This is a genomic window from Cohaesibacter sp. ES.047, from assembly GCF_900215505.1.
GTDB lineage: Bacteria > Pseudomonadota > Alphaproteobacteria > Rhizobiales > Cohaesibacteraceae > Cohaesibacter.
Genome location: NZ_LT907844.1, coordinates 114,858 through 132,067, shown reverse-complemented (window position 1 = coordinate 132,067; position 17,210 = coordinate 114,858). Strand labels below are relative to the sequence as shown.

At 57.4% G+C, this 17,210-nt stretch carries 14 protein-coding genes; 6 read left to right on the top strand and 8 right to left on the bottom strand.

Annotation, left to right across the window (positions count from 1 at the left end):
• Positions 1–72: 72 nt before the first annotated feature.
• The 5 genes from ytfQ to CPH65_RS00590 form a co-directional block, all read right to left on the bottom strand.
• Complete coding sequence (ytfQ, locus tag CPH65_RS00610; RefSeq protein ID WP_096171670.1) at positions 73–1,026, bottom strand: galactofuranose ABC transporter, galactofuranose-binding protein YtfQ; 954 nt, start codon at positions 1,024–1,026, stop codon at positions 73–75.
• Positions 1,027–1,428: 402 nt separating this feature from the next.
• Positions 1,429–2,082, bottom strand: a complete 654-nt coding sequence (locus CPH65_RS00605) for a 2-dehydro-3-deoxy-6-phosphogalactonate aldolase (RefSeq protein ID WP_096171669.1) — start codon at positions 2,080–2,082, stop codon at positions 1,429–1,431.
• A complete protein-coding gene (locus tag CPH65_RS00600; protein WP_157747424.1) occupies positions 2,072–3,028 on the bottom strand; it encodes a 2-dehydro-3-deoxygalactonokinase in 957 nt (318 codons plus the stop codon). The genes CPH65_RS00605 and CPH65_RS00600 overlap by 11 nt, the downstream gene beginning before the upstream one ends.
• Before the next feature lie 52 nt (positions 3,029–3,080).
• Positions 3,081–3,773 (bottom strand): FadR/GntR family transcriptional regulator, encoded by a 693-nt coding sequence (locus CPH65_RS00595; RefSeq protein ID WP_172891427.1) that lies wholly within the window; start codon positions 3,771–3,773, stop codon positions 3,081–3,083.
• Positions 3,774–3,918: 145 nt separating this feature from the next.
• A complete protein-coding gene (locus CPH65_RS00590; protein WP_096171666.1) occupies positions 3,919–4,680 on the bottom strand; it encodes an SDR family NAD(P)-dependent oxidoreductase in 762 nt (253 codons plus the stop codon).
• Between the two features lie 545 nt (positions 4,681–5,225).
• Here CPH65_RS00590 and CPH65_RS00585 point away from each other — a divergent pair.
• The 3 genes from CPH65_RS00585 (at position 5,226) to CPH65_RS00575 (ending at position 8,422) form a co-directional block, all read left to right on the top strand.
• The gene (locus tag CPH65_RS00585; protein ID WP_244574498.1) at positions 5,226–6,203 is read left to right on the top strand and encodes a tripartite tricarboxylate transporter substrate binding protein; all 978 of its coding nucleotides are present in this window, start codon (positions 5,226–5,228) and stop codon (positions 6,201–6,203) included.
• A 259-nt stretch (positions 6,204–6,462) separates the two neighbouring features.
• A complete protein-coding gene (locus CPH65_RS00580; RefSeq protein ID WP_244574680.1) occupies positions 6,463–6,915 on the top strand; it encodes a tripartite tricarboxylate transporter TctB family protein in 453 nt (150 codons plus the stop codon).
• Positions 6,916–6,919: 4 nt separating this feature from the next.
• Entirely contained in the window at positions 6,920–8,422 is a 1,503-nt protein-coding gene (locus CPH65_RS00575; RefSeq protein WP_096171663.1) for a tripartite tricarboxylate transporter permease, read from the top strand.
• A 143-nt stretch (positions 8,423–8,565) separates the two neighbouring features.
• On the opposite strand, the gene CPH65_RS00570 is transcribed toward CPH65_RS00575, so the two are convergent.
• The gene (locus tag CPH65_RS00570; protein ID WP_096171662.1) at positions 8,566–9,063 is read right to left on the bottom strand and encodes a MarR family winged helix-turn-helix transcriptional regulator; all 498 of its coding nucleotides are present in this window, start codon (positions 9,061–9,063) and stop codon (positions 8,566–8,568) included.
• 98 nt (positions 9,064–9,161) lie between these two features.
• Here CPH65_RS00570 and CPH65_RS00565 point away from each other — a divergent pair, with 98 nt between their 5' ends.
• Genes CPH65_RS00565 through CPH65_RS00555 form a run of 3 tightly spaced genes read left to right on the top strand, consistent with a single transcriptional unit; the run spans position 9,162 to position 13,916 of the window.
• Positions 9,162–10,937 carry an N-acetylglutaminylglutamine amidotransferase gene (locus CPH65_RS00565; protein WP_096171661.1) on the top strand — a complete coding sequence of 592 codons (1,776 nt, stop codon included), beginning with the start codon at positions 9,162–9,164 and terminating at the stop codon, positions 10,935–10,937.
• A gap of 6 nt (positions 10,938–10,943) precedes the next feature.
• A complete protein-coding gene (ngg, locus tag CPH65_RS00560) occupies positions 10,944–12,728 on the top strand; it encodes an N-acetylglutaminylglutamine synthetase (protein WP_096171660.1) in 1,785 nt (594 codons plus the stop codon).
• A 15-nt stretch (positions 12,729–12,743) separates the two neighbouring features.
• The gene (locus CPH65_RS00555) at positions 12,744–13,916 is read left to right on the top strand and encodes an osmoprotectant NAGGN system M42 family peptidase (RefSeq protein ID WP_096171659.1); all 1,173 of its coding nucleotides are present in this window, start codon (positions 12,744–12,746) and stop codon (positions 13,914–13,916) included.
• A 67-nt stretch (positions 13,917–13,983) separates the two neighbouring features.
• On the opposite strand, the gene CPH65_RS00550 is transcribed toward CPH65_RS00555, so the two are convergent.
• Complete coding sequence (locus tag CPH65_RS00550) at positions 13,984–16,212, bottom strand: ferredoxin (protein ID WP_096171658.1); 2,229 nt, start codon at positions 16,210–16,212, stop codon at positions 13,984–13,986.
• Between the two features lie 5 nt (positions 16,213–16,217).
• On the bottom strand, positions 16,218–17,210 hold the full coding sequence (locus tag CPH65_RS00545; RefSeq protein WP_172891425.1) for a thiamine pyrophosphate-dependent enzyme: 993 nt from the start codon (positions 17,208–17,210) through the stop codon (positions 16,218–16,220).

The window sequence follows — 17,210 nt, the reverse complement described above, 5'->3', positions numbered from 1 at the left end:
GTCGATTGGGTGACAGCGAAAGAGGCTGTGGCGAGCAGCATCATACCGCTCGCCACATCATTTCGTCAGAGATCAGTAGCCAAGGCTTTTCTTGGTTTCGTAGATCGCTTTGTTGTCGTCTTCCAGCGTGTAGAGTTTGGATTCGGTCTGGATCCATTTCGGAGGCACGGTGCCATCTTTCCAGTATGCTTCCAGAACATCAAACGCCGGACCAGCCATATTCGGGGTCAATTCGACGGTTGCGTTGGCTTCGCCTGCGTCCATTGCCAGATGAATATCAGGCACGGAGTCAATGGAGACAACCAGGATGTCTTCGCCAGGTTTCGCACCGGCTTCCTTGATTGCCTGAATGGCGCCAACGGCCATGTCATCGTTATGGGCATAAAGTGCGCAGATATTTTCAGCGCCTTCAGCTTTCAGGAAGCTTTCCATAACGACTTTACCCTGAGCGCGGGTGAAGTCACCGGTCTGGCTGCGGATGATCTTAAGGTTCGAAGCATCGGCGATGCCCTGTTCGAAGCCTTTTTTGCGATCGATTGCAGGGGAAGACCCGGTCGTGCCCTGAAGCTCTACGATGTTGCAGTCTTTGCCATCGACTTCGTCCTGAAGCCAATTACCAGCGACTTCGCCTTCGTGGACAAGGTCAGAGGTGACGGCCGTCATGTAAAGATCTTCCGGCGCGTCAACGGTGCGGTCAAGCAGGATGACGGGGATTTCAGCGTCTTTTGCTTCTTCAAGCACAGAGTCCCAACCGGTTGCCACAACAGGAGCGAGCAGGATCGCGTCAACGCCCTGAGCGATGAAACCACGGATCGCTTTGATCTGGTTTTCCTGTTTCTGCTGAGCGTCGGCGAACTTGAGGTTCACGCCGCGTTCTTCAGCCTGTTGTTTGGTGACGGTGGTTTCGGCTGCGCGCCAGCCGGATTCTGAACCGATCTGCGAGAAACCGACAGTTTTGTCGGCAGCAAAGACCGTTGCCGGTGCAAAGAAAATAGCACTGGCGAGCAGGATTGAGCTAAGTTTCATGTTTTCCTCCCTATGAAACATTTCATCTCCATATTTATTAAGTATGACTTATTGGGGATCGTAAATGGACGATGCTGCTGCTTTCATGGCAAAAAGCACTGGCACCTCGTGCGAAGGCTTTTGGTTGCAACAACTTGGCAGTGATGCGCTTTGATGGGTAAGTCGGAATTTACAGTTGTCGCGCTTCGTTACCCTATCAATCATAACGGGAAACTGGCCGAAAACACAGTATCCATAAGGCTTCAAGATGTCCGCTGGTGCGCCTTGTTGCACGCGCAAGCAGGTTACATCCTGCTGTACGAGGCATTTCTGCGCTGGCAAAAGAAGAGGGGGGCAAAAATGCCCCCCTCCAAAAGACTAGTGCAAAAGCCATCGGATCCAGCCCTTCAGACCGGATTGAGGCTAAGTATTCTGGCATGCAGCAACAACCTGCCGGGCGCGCTCGGCGATCTCTTCTGTCGGACGCCCGGGTTTGAACAGCCATGAACCGATGCCAAAGCCATTGGCTCCCGCTTCGGTGAAGGCGCTCATGTTGTCCGCTCCGATGCCGCCAACCACGAGCACACGTGACTGGGGAGGCAGCACCGCGCGCAGCGCCTTGATCATGGCCGGTGTGAACGCCTCACCGGGAAACAGTTTCAGCCCATCGGCGCCCGCATCCAGAGCGGCAAAAGCCTCGGTAGCGGTGAAGCAACCGGGCAGGGCGTACATGCCCATCGCCTTGGTTGCGCGGATCACGTCCGCGTTCATGTTCGGGCTGACGACAACCTGTCCACCTGCTGCCTTGACCTTGGCGACATGATCCATGGTCAGGATCGTGCCGGCCCCAACCACGGCCCGATCGGCAAAGTGTTTCGCCATCTGAGCGATGCTGCCGAAGGGATCGGGCGAGTTGGCCGGAACCTCCATGATACGGATGCCCGCATCGAACAGGGCCTCGCCGACCTCGATAGCGCGCTCCGGTTCCAGCCCGCGCAGGATGGCCACAACCGGACACTTGGCAAGGGCCGCCCCGAGGCGATCATCAGAGTGCCGATCACTAGAGTCATGCAACATGAGACGTCTCCACAATACCCATCTGGCGGGCAACACTGGCAAGGCCCGCAATCGTCAGTTCTTCCGCATCCAGAACGATGCCCTCAATGCCGAAGTGGCTGAGCGCTCTGGCATACCGCTCCGACAGCGGTTTGGGGCCGATGAGCGGCACGGACACGAGACCATGATCCAGACTGGAGACCTCTTGGAAGACATCGGTGCCGACAAGAATGCCAGAGAGAAAGTCGCCCGCATCTTCTGGGTTCAGCTCGTTGAACAGGCTGTTCGCCCGCACCTTGAAGATATCGGCCAGCAGTCCGCCGCCCTCGGCTGCCATGCGAACCCCATCTTCGAATTTGGCACCAACCGCGCTGGACGAACTTTTGGCGATGCTCTGGGCAAGAATGCTGTGCTCTGTCAAAAGGCCGAACAGTTCCCCCGTCATCGTGGTGTGGAAGTTCCGAACGGTGTAATTGTCCGCGCTGATCCACTTGGTGTGGGTGCCCGGGGCACAGATCAGGCGCGTGATCAGGGAGGATTGCTCGAACAGTCCCAGAAGCTGGGTCTCTTCACCCCGGATCACATCATGGTTGCCGCGATCATCCTTGCAGCATAGTCCCGGCAGGATCATGATATTCTCGATGTCATCCGGGTGTACAGCCTTGGCGACCAGATCGCTTACCCCCGCAGGACAGGAGGCATAGGGTGCCTCGACCCAGCCGAACTTGCTGCCTGCCATGCCGCAGATGATCACGGGCGTTTCGTCGGTGACGTTCCAGCCTTCGATGAGCGTCTGGTAGACCGTTGTCCAGCCGTCGTCGTTGCAGTCCTTGATGTGCCGGGCAAGTGTGTGCTTGTCGAGGATCCGGGCCGAGGCATCAAGCAGATAGGCGCGGATGTTGGTGGTTCCCCAGTCGATGCCAACCCATGTGGCGCTGGATTTGTCGGACGTGACTTTGTTGTTCATGGCTATACCTGAAAATATGGCGCCAAGGCGCCCACAGCGCGCCTTCGTTGGATTACGAAGACGGGCCTTTAAAGATTCTGTGCCGTGCGTTTCGCAGATGCATCTGCATGTGGACACGCGCGGCATTCCGTTCCCGGTTGCGGATGGCAAGAAAGATGCGATGATGCTCTTGATGAACGACAGCCTGCCTTGAGCGTTTGCCGCGCAAGGTCAGATTGTGTGCCAGATTCATCGATTGATGCATGGCATCCGCCAGGAATTGGAAGGAACTGACAAGGAAATAATTGTCGGTTGCCTCACAGATTGCCAGGTGAAAGCGAAAGTCCCCTTCGACCACATCTTCGTTGGTCTCGAGTGCTTCATCCATGCGCTTGACTTCAACGGTCATTTTCTCGATATCGCGATCGCTGGCCCGTTCGGCTGCCAGATAGGCAGCCTCCCCTTCCAGCATGATCCGATATTCGAAATAGCGTTGAATATCCGCAATGGATTCAATGGGAGCAAAATGAGCCGCCGCCTCGTTTGGACGCTTGAGAACAAAGCTCCCTGATCCGCGCCGGGAGGCAACCAGGTCACTCTCCCTGAGCCGGGCAATGGCAGCCCTGACCACCGGACGCGATGCACCCAGATCCTCTGCCAACTCGGCTTCGGTCGGCAGCTTGGTATTCTCAGGATAGGTGCCGGCAACAATCCTGCTCAGCAGCTCCTGATAGACGGTATCGGCTAGACTTCGCGACTTGCTCATCCCATTGTTGTTTCGGCTCAAAAGAACGCTGTCGTCGTTGCGCAGCGCGCTCGACCTTCTTCCGTTTTCGGGAGGAAGTGCAGTCTCTTTCCACTCACCGTTCAACGCTAGCATCCTTTCACCTGCCAATCAATTACACCCGCGCTCAGGGCATCAGTGCCCCACCGTTGATTTCGATAGTCTGCCCGGTGATAAAGCTGCTCATCTGCGGAGACGCAAGGAACAGCAGCGATCCCGTGCAGTCTTCTGCGACACCGGCCCGTCCGAGCGGGGTCGAGGCGATGATGCTATCAACCACGGCCTGCGGCGTCTCGTCATGAAAGGCGGTCTTGATGAAGCCCGGCGCAATTGCGTTGGCACGAATGCCGAACTCGGCCAGATCCTTGGCGAGGTTGCGGGTGTAGTTGCCAACGAAGGCTTTGGCCGACGCATAGAGTCCGGCGCCCGGTCCGCCGCCGTTGCGACCAGCGATAGACGCAAGATTGATGATCGATGCCTTGTCGGATGCCTTCAGGTAGGGAAGGGCGGCCTGACTGGCCTCAATCACGGCCCAGACATTGAGGTCCATGATCTGGTCGTAGAGTTTGCGTTCCACATCAGAAAGCCGCGCGCGACCGACCATGGCTCCGGCGTTGTTGATGAGCACGTCAAGGCCGCCAAGTGCCTCTGCCGCCTCCTTGACGGCAGCTGCCGCCGCGCCTTCCTCAAAAAGGTCCGCACCAATTGTCACGGCCTTGACCCCGTGGGAGGAGGCCTTCTGAGCCACCGTGTTTGCGCGTTCTTCACCCCGGGCATAATGAATTGCAACGTCAGCCCCCTCAGCCGCGAAGGCTTCGGCGGCTGCTGCGCCGATCCCAGAACTTCCTCCAAAAACAAGCACCTTCATGCCTGCAATATCGTTTAGCATCTCTGCCTCTCCGCGTGGTTTGATCCTGTCGTGTGTCCCGTGTGGAGGAGGTGACAAGATCGTTTCTTGGTATCTTTGGTTGGTAAGGGTAGCAAAATAAGATAAAATTAGTAAGATATAATTTCCTTAAATTTCCTAATTGCGCAAAAAGAGACATCTCGGTGGAGGGCGGCAAAGGCACCAAGACTTTAGTATGCCTGCCCGGAAATGATAGAAAAACTTCGGAAAGAAAGATATAAGATATTGTAAGATATATAAATTGTATCTTTTTCAGTGGGGCTTCTGTCGTGCTCGGAAGCCATCGCCAATAGGTGGCCAATTGGAAATATGCGTCAATTAATTAGTAAAATGAAATCATTATTTGTTGATTTTGAGGAAAAAAGCGGTTTCAATGAATGCTGGGTTCCCGGCTTCTGAGGTTGCCTCGGATGCACGTCTCAGTGTGATCATCGGGTTGGGGATCTGCGAGGGAGAGCGCTGGCAGATGCCGGTGTGAGGGGCCTGATGCGCGATGTCGGGCTGCATGAAAAACTAGGGAGAGTTCCATGCTTCGTACAATGTTGTCCGCAGGCCTGAGTGTCGCTGCGGTTGCTTTCGCCATGTCTGCGGCCACGCCCGCTTTTGCCGAATATCCAGAGCGTCCGATCACCTGGATCGTGCCTTGGGGTGCCGGTGGCGGCACAGATGCAACCAGCCGCATGTTGGCCGGACTCGTTGAAAAAGATCTTGGCGTGCCCGTCAATGTCGTTAACCGCACCGGCGGGGGTGGTGTGGTCGGCCATTCCGCCATTTCTATGGCCAAACCGGATGGTTATACCGTTGGCACTGTCACGGTGGAAATCGCCATGATGCACTGGGCTGGTCTGACCAAGCTCGACTATACCGGCTACACGCCACTTGCTCTGTTCAATGCCGACTCGGCAGGGGTCCATGTTGCATCCGATTCCAAATATAATGATGTGAAAACCCTCCTCGCTGACGCCAAGGCCGATCCGGGCTCGATGAAAGGGTCCGGTACCGGTCAGGGCGGCATCTGGCATCTGGCTCTTGCGGGCATGCTGGTCGCTGCGGACGCCGATCCGAGCACTGTGCCTTGGGTTCCGACCAAGGGGTCCGCACCTGCTCTGCAGGATCTGGTCTCTGGCGGCGTTGATGTCGTGACCTGCTCCGTGTCCGAAGCCTCATCGCTCATCGATGCCGGCAAGGTCAAAACCCTCGCCGTCATGGCTAACGAGCGTCTCGACAAATACCCCGATGTGCCGACCCTCAAGGAAGCGGCTGATCTGGACTGGACCAGTGCAACCTGGCGCGGTGTTGGTGCTCCGAAGGGACTGTCCGATGATGTCGCTTCCAAATTGTCCGCGTCCATTGAAAAAGCCTACAAGTCTGATGAATTCCAGGCCTTCATGAAAAAACGCGGCTTTGGCACGATCTGGCGTGATGGCGCAGGCTTTGGCGAATGGATGGCCAAGGCTGACGCCGATCTGGGCAAGGTCATGAAAGCAGCCGGGTTGGCAAAATAATAGTGTCAGCAGAAGGGTCTCTCATGACCCTTTGCGGTTGAACCACTTCGCCTCGGCGCGGGATCGCCGGGGTGGACATGGCAGGTGCAAAAATCCCGCCTTGCTTTGATCTGGACCTGAACCGCCTTGTGTTGCTTTGTGGTGCCCTGCTTGGGCCTTGTCGTCTTTTGCCTGTCCATGAAGGCAATAGTGACCGGTGAGCATAGGCACAAGGCCTGTCTGAAGTCGGATGCAAAAAATGAAAATAAGCGATCGTTTGATGGGGGGACTCCTCATCCTGTTCTCATTGGCCATCCTGTATGAGATCAGCTCATTTCCCTCCGTTCCGGGGCAATCGGTCGGTTCGGATCTCATGCCGAGAATTATCGCCTTCGGCTTTATTCTTGGTGGCCTGTCTCTCATCATTACGGATTTACGTCGTACGGACCGCGCAAGGCTTGTGTCATTCGGCAACTGGATCAAAGATCAACGGCGCGTCCTGCAAGCTCTGGTCATTCTGCTTGGTACGGCCAGTTTTATTCCCTTTGTCAACGACATCGGGTTTCCACTCCTCAGCGCTATTCTGCTGATTGCGCTCTTTCTGGTCTTTCAGCTCAGGATCATTGTTGCCATTCCGGTGAGCGTCGTCGCTGCGTTCGCCATCCATACCATCTTCAACAAGCTGTTCCTAGTGCCGCTGCCATGGGGCCTGCTCGAACCGATTGCCTGGTGATCTCATGGACGTTCTTCTCTCAGCTTTCAGCCAAGTCACCGAGCCCTATGTTCTGATGGTCATTCTGGGATCGGCCATGTTTGGCCTGTTTGTTGGCGCCGTCCCCGGGCTTTCGGCAACCATGGCCACGGCGCTGCTGGTGCCTATTACCTTCTTTATGGATCCCTTGCCTGCGATTGCGGCGATCGTAACCAGCGTTGCTATGGCGATCTTTGCAGGGGACATACCCGGCGCACTGCTGCGCATTCCCGGCACGCCAGCCTCTGCGGCCTATGTCGATGAAGCCTTTAACATGACCCAGCGCGGTGAGGCTGAAAAAGCCCTCGGCATCGGGCTTGTCAGCTCTGTCTTTGGCGGGCTTGTGGGCGCGGTTATCCTGTCGACCGGAGCGCCCTATCTGGCCGAGTTCGCTTTTCAATTCTCAACGGTCGAGTATTTCTGGCTTGCCTGTCTTGGCCTGAGCTGCTCGGTTGTCATCTCGCGCGGATCCCGCACCAAGGGCATGATCGCATTGCTTCTGGGGCTCTTCATCTCGACAATCGGCATTGATGTGATCGGCGGCTACCCGCGCTTCACATTCGGCAATGTCGAACTCATGGCCGGGATCAGCTTCATTCCGGCGATGATCGGCATGTTCGCCATGACCGAGCTGTTGCGCTTTGCGATCTCTCCCCAACAGAACCGATCAACCATTGCCCCCGGGCGGTCGAGCGTTTTCGCCGGGCAGGGCAAGATGATGTTAAGGAACAAAAGTCATCTGGTCCGGGGAAGCCTTATCGGCACCATCGTCGGCATCCTCCCCGGCGCTGGGGCCGATATCGCCGCCTGGGTCTCCTACGCCCTGTCCAAGAAGTTTGCTCGCGAACCGCAAAAGTTCGGCACGGGGCATGAAGAGGGGCTTGTTGCTGCTGGTGCTGCCAACAATGCCGGTCTGAGCGGTGTCTGGGTGCCTGCCCTGGTGTTCGGTATTCCCGGCGACTCGGTAACAGCAATCGCAATCGGCGTTCTGTTCATGAAGGGCATCACGCCCGGCCCCATGGTCTTCATCCAGCAGGCGGATCTGACCTATGGCATCTTCCTGACCTTCTTCATCGCCAACCTGATGCTCATCCCACTGGGCTACGCGGCCATCCGCAGTGCCCGCTACGTGCTGCGCGCGCCGGCCAATGTCATCATGCCGATCATTCTGATCTTCTGTATCGTGGGGTCCTTCTCGATTACCAACAGCACCTACGGCATCAGTGTCATGCTGGTGCTGGGCGTGATCGGATTCATCATGGAAGAAAACGGCTTTCCTCTGGCGCCGGTCATTCTGGGGATCGTCATCGGGCCAATGCTTGAGGAAAACTTCATGGCAACAGTCATCAAGACCGATGGTGCCATTCTGGGCTTCTTCGATCGTCCGGTGGCCGGGGTGCTTGGTGTCCTGACGTTGATCATCTGGACGATCCCGCTTTTGAAAATGCTCAACCGGGCGAGAAAGTCGTTCGGCTCAAGAGAGACCTGAACAACCTTTCGACTGGTCTGTCCCCCGTGGCAATAGCCGTCTCCCGACTCCGGGAGGCGGCCTTTTCATTGTCGTGCGGTGCAAGGCGTGGCGCTCATGAAAAGCGAAAAAAGTCATTGAGAAAACAGAGAGTTTATAACGCGTCAGTGGGGCTTTTGCGTCGCACTGGGTACCGGTAGGTCCATCACCTCCGCAAGCTGCTCGATCTTTTCGACACCCGAGAACTCAGCCACTTTCTCCAGACTGTCGATAATGACCTGACGCTGTTCGGGCTCAAGTGCAAAGAAGCGCCGAGAGAAGGTCTCGCCAAGCGGGGAGGGGGCGGCTGCGAGCACGCGTGCGCCGTGTTCGGTGATACGAGAAATCACCACGCGGCGGTTGGTTTGAAGCCGCTGCCGTTCGATCAGGCCCTTGGTGGAAAGCTTGTCCAGAATGCCCAGAACAGTCGGTGGTGACAAATCCACATCACGTGCGATAGCATTGCCCGATGGCTCGCCCAGATCGCGGACGCATCGCAGCACAATCAATTGTGGCAAAGTAAGGCCACTTTCTTTGTTTAACACTCGGGAGTGGATATCCAGCGCCCGCTCGATTTTACGGATCGCCTTCAGCACCACCCGGATTTCCTGGCTCGCTGTCATTTTTTGGTCTCAAGAGTTGAATTCTAATTATTATTGTACTAATTGTTAGCTGTCAAATAATTCTTGATCAAATGGTTTTAAGGAGACCTTCACAAGATATGTGTGGTATTTGCGGCGAAGTCAGGTTCAACGGCACCGAAGTTCCGCTCCAACAAATTGAGGCAATGACCGATTGCCTCGTGTCGCGCGGTCCTGATGCGCAGGGTACCTATGTGCGCGGCAATGTCGGCATGGGGCATCGCCGTCTCAGGATCATCGACTTGTCGGATGCATCCGCCCAGCCGTTCGAGGATGAAGTCAACGACCGGGTGATGGTCTTCAACGGCTGCATCTACAACTATCCCGAACTGCGTGAAGAGCTCAAAGGCCTCGGTCACAGCTTCAAGTCCCAAGGGGATACCGAGGTGATCATCAAGGCGTGGGAGCAATGGGGCGAAGCCGCCATTCCCCGTCTTCAGGGCATGTTTGCCTTCGTGATTTTCGAACGTCGCACGGGTCGCACGATCATGGTGCGCGACCGCTTCGGCATCAAGCCGCTGTATCTGAGTGAAGGTCCGGATCACATCCGCTTCGGCTCGACCCTGCAATCGGTCCTGAAGGGCGGCAGCGTCGACACCTCAATCGACCGCATTGCTCTTCATCACTATATGTCATGGCATGCCGTCGTGCCCGCGCCCCGCACGCTTCTGAACGGTGTTCGCAAGCTGCCCGCAGCGACCATCCGCATCATCGAAGCCGATGGCTCTTCCACTGAAAAGCTGTATTGGGAACCGAGCTTCGAACGCAGTGATGCCGATGAAGCGCGCTCTGAGGAAGAATGGTGCGACATGCTGCTTGAAAGCCTGCGCACCGCTGTAGGCCGCCGTATGGTCTGTGACGTGCCGGTTGGCGTGCTGCTCTCGGGCGGTGTTGATTCATCGCTGATTGTGGGTCTGCTCGCCGAACAGGGGCAGGAGGGTCTTGCCACCTATTCGATCGGTTTTGAGGACGCCAACAACGAGAAGGGTAACGAGTTCGAATATTCCGATCTCATCGCCAATCACTACGGCACCAATCATCACCAGATCCACATCCCGTCCGCCGAGATGATGGAAAATCTGCCGCACGCCATCAAGGCGATGTCCGAACCGATGGTGTCCTATGACAACATCGGCTTCTACCTTCTGAGCCGCGAGGTTTCCAAGACCATCAAGGTGGTGCAGTCCGGTCAGGGCGCGGACGAGGTCTTTGGCGGCTATCACTGGTATCCGCCGCTTCAGAAGACCAACGACCCGGTCGAAAGCTATCGTCAGGCCTTCTTTGATCGCGACCAGAAGCGCATGTCCGAGCATCTTAATCCGGAGTATCTCGCCGAGAAGGACGAAAGTGCCGCCTTTGTCGCCGAACATTTCGCCCGTGCCGGTGCGCGTGAGCCGGTCGACAAGGCGCTGCGCCTTGATACCAACGTCATGCTCGTGGACGATCCGGTCAAGCGCGTGGACAACATGACCATGGCCTGGGGCCTTGAGGCGCGTGTTCCCTTCCTTGATCACGAACTGGTTGAACTGGCTGGCCGTATCCCCAGCCGGCACAAATTGTCCCACGGTGGCAAGGGCGTTTTGAAAGAAGCCTCCCGCCGCGTGATCCCCGCCGCCGTCATTGATCGGCCAAAGGGGTATTTCCCGGTTCCGGCGCTCAAATATATTCAGGGGCCATATCTGGAAATGGTTCAGGATGCTCTCGGCTCGCAGGCAGCAAAGGAACGCGGCCTGTTCCAGCAATCCTATCTCGACCAGCTCTTTGACTCACCGTCCGACCACATCACGCCCTTGCGCGGGTCGGAACTCTGGCAGGTTGCATTGCTCGAAATGTGGCTGCAGGCACAGGAGATTTAGCGAAACATGAGCACTGAACGTGAGAAGCCAAAGCCGGTCGCCCAGCACAGGCTGCAGCGGATCAGGCAGGAGGGGATGAACTCCCTCCATTCGTCTTCGCATCAACTCACGCAGTCGAATGTCGCCGTCAATTGCGGATGGGGGCGGCTGATATTTGGTAACACCTTTGAGACCCCGGAACAGCTGGTCGAGGTCATGCGGTCGGAAAAGGCCGATCAGCGTGACATCGCCTTTTATGTGCGCGATCCACATGTGGTTCTGGCTCAGTCGCCGCAGGAATTCTTTCTCGATCCGTCGCACACTTACCGTCTGGATATGTCGATCTACCGCCCCGCTAGCATGCGGCGGCAGGGCTATCACATCCGGCGTTTGTCGACCAAAAAGGATGCCGACGCGATCAATGGCATTCTGGCCGAGCGTGGTATGGTTTCGGTCCCGCCTGACTTTTTCTGGTCGGCTCGCGATGCCAGCAAGGTGACCATGCTTGTGGCCGAGGACGCCCAGACCGGAGAGATCTGGGGCTCGGTCATGGGGGTCGATCACTCCAAGGCCTTTGACGATCCGGAGAGAGGCTCCTCTCTGTGGTGTCTGGCGGTCTCGTCCGCCGCGCCCCATCGCGGCCTTGGCGAGTCGCTCGTGCGGCGTCTGGCTGAACAATATCAGGCCCGAGGCTGCTCCTACATGGATCTCTCGGTCCTGCATGACAACGACAAGGCCATCGCCCTTTATGAGAAGCTGGGCTTTCGCCGCGTCAATGTCTTTGCGGTCAAGCGCAAGAACCAGATCAACGAAAAGCTCTTTGTCGGAGACAAGGAGGAAACCGGGCTCAACCCCTATGCCAAGATTATCGTCGATGAGGCATGGCGGCGCGGCATTCAGGTCGAAGTGATCGATGCGGAGGGCGGACTGTTCCGCCTGAGCTATGGCGGTCGAACCATCCGGTGTCGCGAATCTCTGACGGATCTGACAAGCGCGGTGACCCTGTCGATCTGTGACGACAAGCGCATGACCCGCCGCATTGTCGAGGAGGCTGGCGTCCGCGTTCCGGCCCAGATCGATGCCGGCGAAGGCGAGGAGCCGTTGCGGGCGTTTCTCGAGCAATATGGCGCCGTGGTGGTCAAGCCTGCGCGCGGTGAACAGGGTAAGGGCATTGCGGTCGGGGTGCGCGATTACGATGAAATGCTTGCTGCCATCGACCGCGCCAAGGAGGTCTGTCAGGACGTTCTGCTGGAAGAATATTTCGAAGGGCAGGATCTGCGCCTCGTCGTCATCAACGACCGGCTGGTGGCCGCGGCCCTGCGTCTTCCTGCCCGGATTGTCGGGGACGGCATGAGCACCATCCGCCTGTTGATTGAAAAACAAAGCCGTCGCCGTTCGGCTGCAACGGGGGGAGAGAGCAGCATTCCTCTCGACAAGGAAACGGAACGGTGTCTCGCCGAGGCCGGATACGGGCTTGACGATTGCCTGCCATCCTGCGAGGAATTGGTGGTCCGTAAAACGGCTAATCTGCATACAGGTGGTACCATTGTCGACGTAACCGATCAGGTGCATACAACCCTGATCGAGGCTGCGGTGAAGGCAGCGCGCGCTATCGACATTCCGGTTACCGGCATAGATCTGATGATCAAGGATCATCGCAAACCGGACTATGTTTTCATCGAGGCCAACGAACGACCCGGCCTTGCCAATCATGAACCACAACCGACAGCAGAACGTTTTATTGATCTCTTGTTCCCGCGGTCTTTGCCTGCTTCCGTGCGTCAGGAGCTTAAAAAGAAACAAGAGGGCTGACGGGAAGACATAAAGATGACCATGTTGGTAATAGATACCGAATATCTGCAAAAAACGCTGGCCAAGCTGCTCGAGATCCCGAGCCCGACCGGATACACCGACACGATCGTCAGATTTGTCACCAGAGAGCTTAAGTCACTCGGACTGGATGCGGAGCTGACAAGAAGGGGCGCGATTTGCGCCATCCGGCAGGGCTCGCGGCGCAAGGGCGCAAGGGCCATCGTGACGCACCTCGACACCCTTGGGGCTCAGGTCAAGTTCGTCAAGGAAGATGGCCGTTTGGCCCTCGTGCCTGTTGGTCACTGGTCCGCCCGTTTTGCCGAAGGGGCACGCGGGACGATCTTTTCGGAGAGTGGCTTCTATCGCGGTACGATCCTGCCGCTCAAGGCCTCCGGGCATACCTTCAACGAGGAAATCGACACCCAGCCCATCGGCTGGGATCACGTCGAGTTCCGCGTCGATGCCCTTGCGCGCAGCTTCGAGGATATCGAGCGCCTTGGGATCGATATCGGCGACATGATCGCCATCGATCCGCAGTCCGAATTCATCGACAATGGCTTCATCGTTTCGCGTCATCTGGACAACAAGGCCGGTGTTGCGGTTGCCCTGACTGCGCTCAAGGCGATGCAGGACGAAAAGCAGCGCACGCCCGTGGATATCCATTTTCTCTTCACCATCGCTGAAGAGGTCGGCGTGGGCGCCTCATCGGTGCTGACACCTGATGTCGCCTCGATGATTTCCGTGGACAACGGAACGTCGGCCCCGGGGCAGAATTCATCCGAATTCGGTGTCACCATCGCCATGGCCGATCAGACCGGCCCGTTCGATTATCACTTGACCAAGAAACTGGTCAGCCTTTGCCGCGAAAATGACATCCGCTTCCAGAAGGATATCTTCAAATATTACCGCTCGGATTCAGCCAGCGCCGTTGAAGCCGGTGCGGACGTTCGCACCGGATTGATCACCTTCGGTGTGGATGCATCCCACGGCTATGAGCGCATTCATATGCATGCGCTCAGGTCTCTGGCCGAACTGATCACTGCCTATCTGGGAAGCCCGGTCGAAATCAAACGCGACTTCGAACAGTTCAAGGCAGGCATCACCGGCTTCACCAGCCAAAGCTCAACTGAAGCCGAGCAGGATCTGACCAAGGACGCGGTCAACGAGGATCTCGGGCCGCAAGCCTGATGAAACATCACAAGACATAAAAAAGGCCCGCAAGACGGGCCTTTTTGCTTTTTGCGCGCGATCAGGATCAATTGAACGGCTCTGCCCGTTCGACCAATTCATCCAGATTGGGTTCGTCCGGATTGCGCGGCTTGCCCGGATGGATGATGCTGACCTGACAGCTTTCCGCTGCCTCGACGAGTTGCCGGTAGGTGCCACCATCAGGATCGGCGATATAGGCCTGCATGTCGTCATTGAAGGCAAACAGCTTGTTGTTGATTTGCGTGCATTCATTGCAGGTCGTGCAGCGCGGCGTCTCGATCCACGGGGTCCCATCAGCATTGGGATCGGATGCAACGTCTTCCGCTTCTTCAACCTTGGGAGCCTCGCTGACCGCATCGGACACGGGAGCCTGTGCAGCCGATGGCGCGGAAGGCTGATTCGCTTCCTCCTCCGCCATTTCCTTCAAAAAGGCCTCTCGTTTCAGACGCTCCTCATGCAACACGGCCGTCACATGCGAATTGTCGATCCCGGCGAGTTCCTTAAGCCCGCGCCAGGCATCCTGACAAAGGCGTGCTGCGCTGGTGATCTTGTCGTCGACAGCCACCCGCATCAGCCGGTTCTGATCGAAAACGCCCAGAACATAGGGCTTGCGCACATCGTCGGTGTTGCCTGCGACCTTGAGCCAGTCGGCAAAGGGCACCATGTTGGTGCTCCAGTCACTCTGGGCAATGGCGTGGCAGAAGCGCTGATAGCGTTCGTCGCAGATGGCAAAATCCCCGAAGGTAAAGGCAACGCGCTCTTCCTTCCATTCGCCGATCTGGTTCTCGAAGGTGAGTGAATGTTCCGGCCAGACTTCATCCAGTTGCGGATTGTCATCGAGATTGAACCGGCTTGCCCAGTCAGGACCGGCGGACGGATCGAAGGTGAAGCTGGGAAAGGCTCGAGCTTCAGTCGCCGCTGCTGCGAGGATATAGGGAGCAACATCCCTGACCGTGTGGGTTGCGCCCGAATAGATCGAGAACATGGCCGGCCCGCCATATTCCATGCCTTTCAGGAGGGCATCCCGCATCCGGTAAAGATGGGCACTGGTGGTCTGGATGGCGAAAGCGTTGTTGAGCCCCATCGCCATCGAGGCAAGACGCGCGGTGCCTGCTCCAAAGGAATTGAGCGGCGGTTCCGGTGTCGTCGGCCCCAGAATGTCGTCGACCTGAATCATCACCTTGAAAGGAAGACCGCAGGCAAGCGCTTCATAAACGCGGGCGATTTCCAGCGTTTCCGTCACCCCGTCCCGCAGATAGATCATGGCGGGTGGCAACAGGTCCATCTGCTCGGCCGTCAGATCGCTCTCGTCAAAAGAGGCGAAGATTGCGTCATGCAGGCCGGGAACATACTTGTTCTCGACCTCAAGCTCGGCAATGGTCAGCGCCTTGGTGAGCGCAACGAGGCTCGGCAGGCGCTCGCGATAGGCGGCAAGGGCTTCGGAACAGCTCTTGAAGACATAGCTGTAGCACATGGCCTTGCCCGGATCGCTATAGGACGCGCGACCGGGGCCAAAGAAGACCTGGGACTGTAGAACCTCGATGGCCTCATTGATCCGGGCGACCCTGTCTGCTGGCAGTCGATCCTCCGGCCGGAGGCGATGCAGCACATCTGACAGGCTGGAAAAGTCGATGGAGCCATCCCGATCCAGACCCATGGCCGAGCTGAGCGCAACGGCTCCGTGCGCCTCGTCGGATTTCATGTGGTCGGACTTCAGGATGTCATTCATCCTCAGGATCAGGCTGTCGACCCGCTTGCGGAAGTGCCGCGCCCTGTTCTTGTGCATGGCCTGCCATATATGGCCGAGCACCTTGCTTGGTGTGGTGTCATCGCACCCGATGACACGGCCATCAACCTTGATCTGGCGGCGCGCCTTCTCAAAGATCTGGTCGAGCGAGCCAAAGCGGGCCTCTCCGGCTTCCTCCACCAGTTCCGCCTCGCAAGCCCACCAGAGCTGAGTGAGCCGTTCCTCGCGACCACCGGTCGCGCGATCCCGCATGCGCTGTTCGAGCTTGAGAACCTGCATACGCACCTCTTCGCCATCCGGTCCTTCCGGAGCTGCTGCCCTGAGGGCCTCGTTGACGATCGTGCTTAGCGGGCGCAGCAAAGGCTGCGGCTCGTCGCTGTCGACGAGCACCAGCGGATAATCATGCCGCAGCTTTGACAGATTGCCATAGCGTGCAAAGAGCGCGGGTTTGAGCGACGGCAGGGCTTCGGCAGCATCGGACCGGGCTGAGTTCGGGAAATCGTCCCGCACGATTTGAGCGTTTTGCATGATCTCTACTCCTCGCTCTCAGCCGGTTTGCCGTCTTTGGGCCAGATCCCGATCTTGTCGAATTCTTCATTGAGGACCGTCGAGACAAGGCCCGGGGTGTTGGGGCGTTCACCGGCGCGCAGCTCGTCGTAGCAGGGAACGTCCGGGTTCGAATAAAGAATACCGACGGGGATTTCTCCCTCCAGCGACGCCAGTTGCCGCGCCCGGTCAAGATCGAGCGGGTCATGGGTTTCCTGATTTTTGTAAACCCGCGACAGCTCCGGCTTCAGCCGCAAACCGTCCGAATGGGTGAGGATGCGCGTGCTGAGCGGGTCCCGGACAGCATGATCGAAATTGTGATCCATGAAGTTCGGGCAGCGCTGCAAGATGCGGATGAAGGAAAAGCCCTTGTGGTGATAGGCCTTCGACAGAACGTCATAGAGCAGATCGGGAATCCAGTCGACAACTTGCGCCACGAAGGAGACGTTGGCGACACCGAGCGTCACGCTCAATGGGTTGAGCGGATTAAGGGTCGCCCCGGTCGGCGTGGTGTTGCTCTTGAGGCCCTTGGGTGAGGTTGGCGAGGCCTGTTTCTTTGTCAGGCCATAGACATTGTTGTCATGCAGCAACATGGTCATGTTCATGTTGTAGCGGATCGCATGCAGCCAGTGGGCGGCACCGATGGAGCAGCAGTCGCCATCCCCCGTGGTCACGAAGACATGCAGGTCCGGCCTGCGGATCTTGATCCCTTCAGCGATGGGCAGGGCCCGTCCGTGAATACCGTGAAAGCCATAGGCATTCATATAGTGAGGCAGGCGCGAGGCACAGCCGATGCCCGAGACACATACGGTCTTTTCGGGCGGCAATTGCTCATCGCGGCACAGCCGCTGCATGGCGGTGAGGATGGCCGTGTCACCACAGCCGGTGCACCAGCGCGGCTGGATGTCACTTTGATAATCCTTGATTGCGTAGTCCGTCTGCACCATTTGCATCAGACATTGGCTCATTGAAGCGGTCAT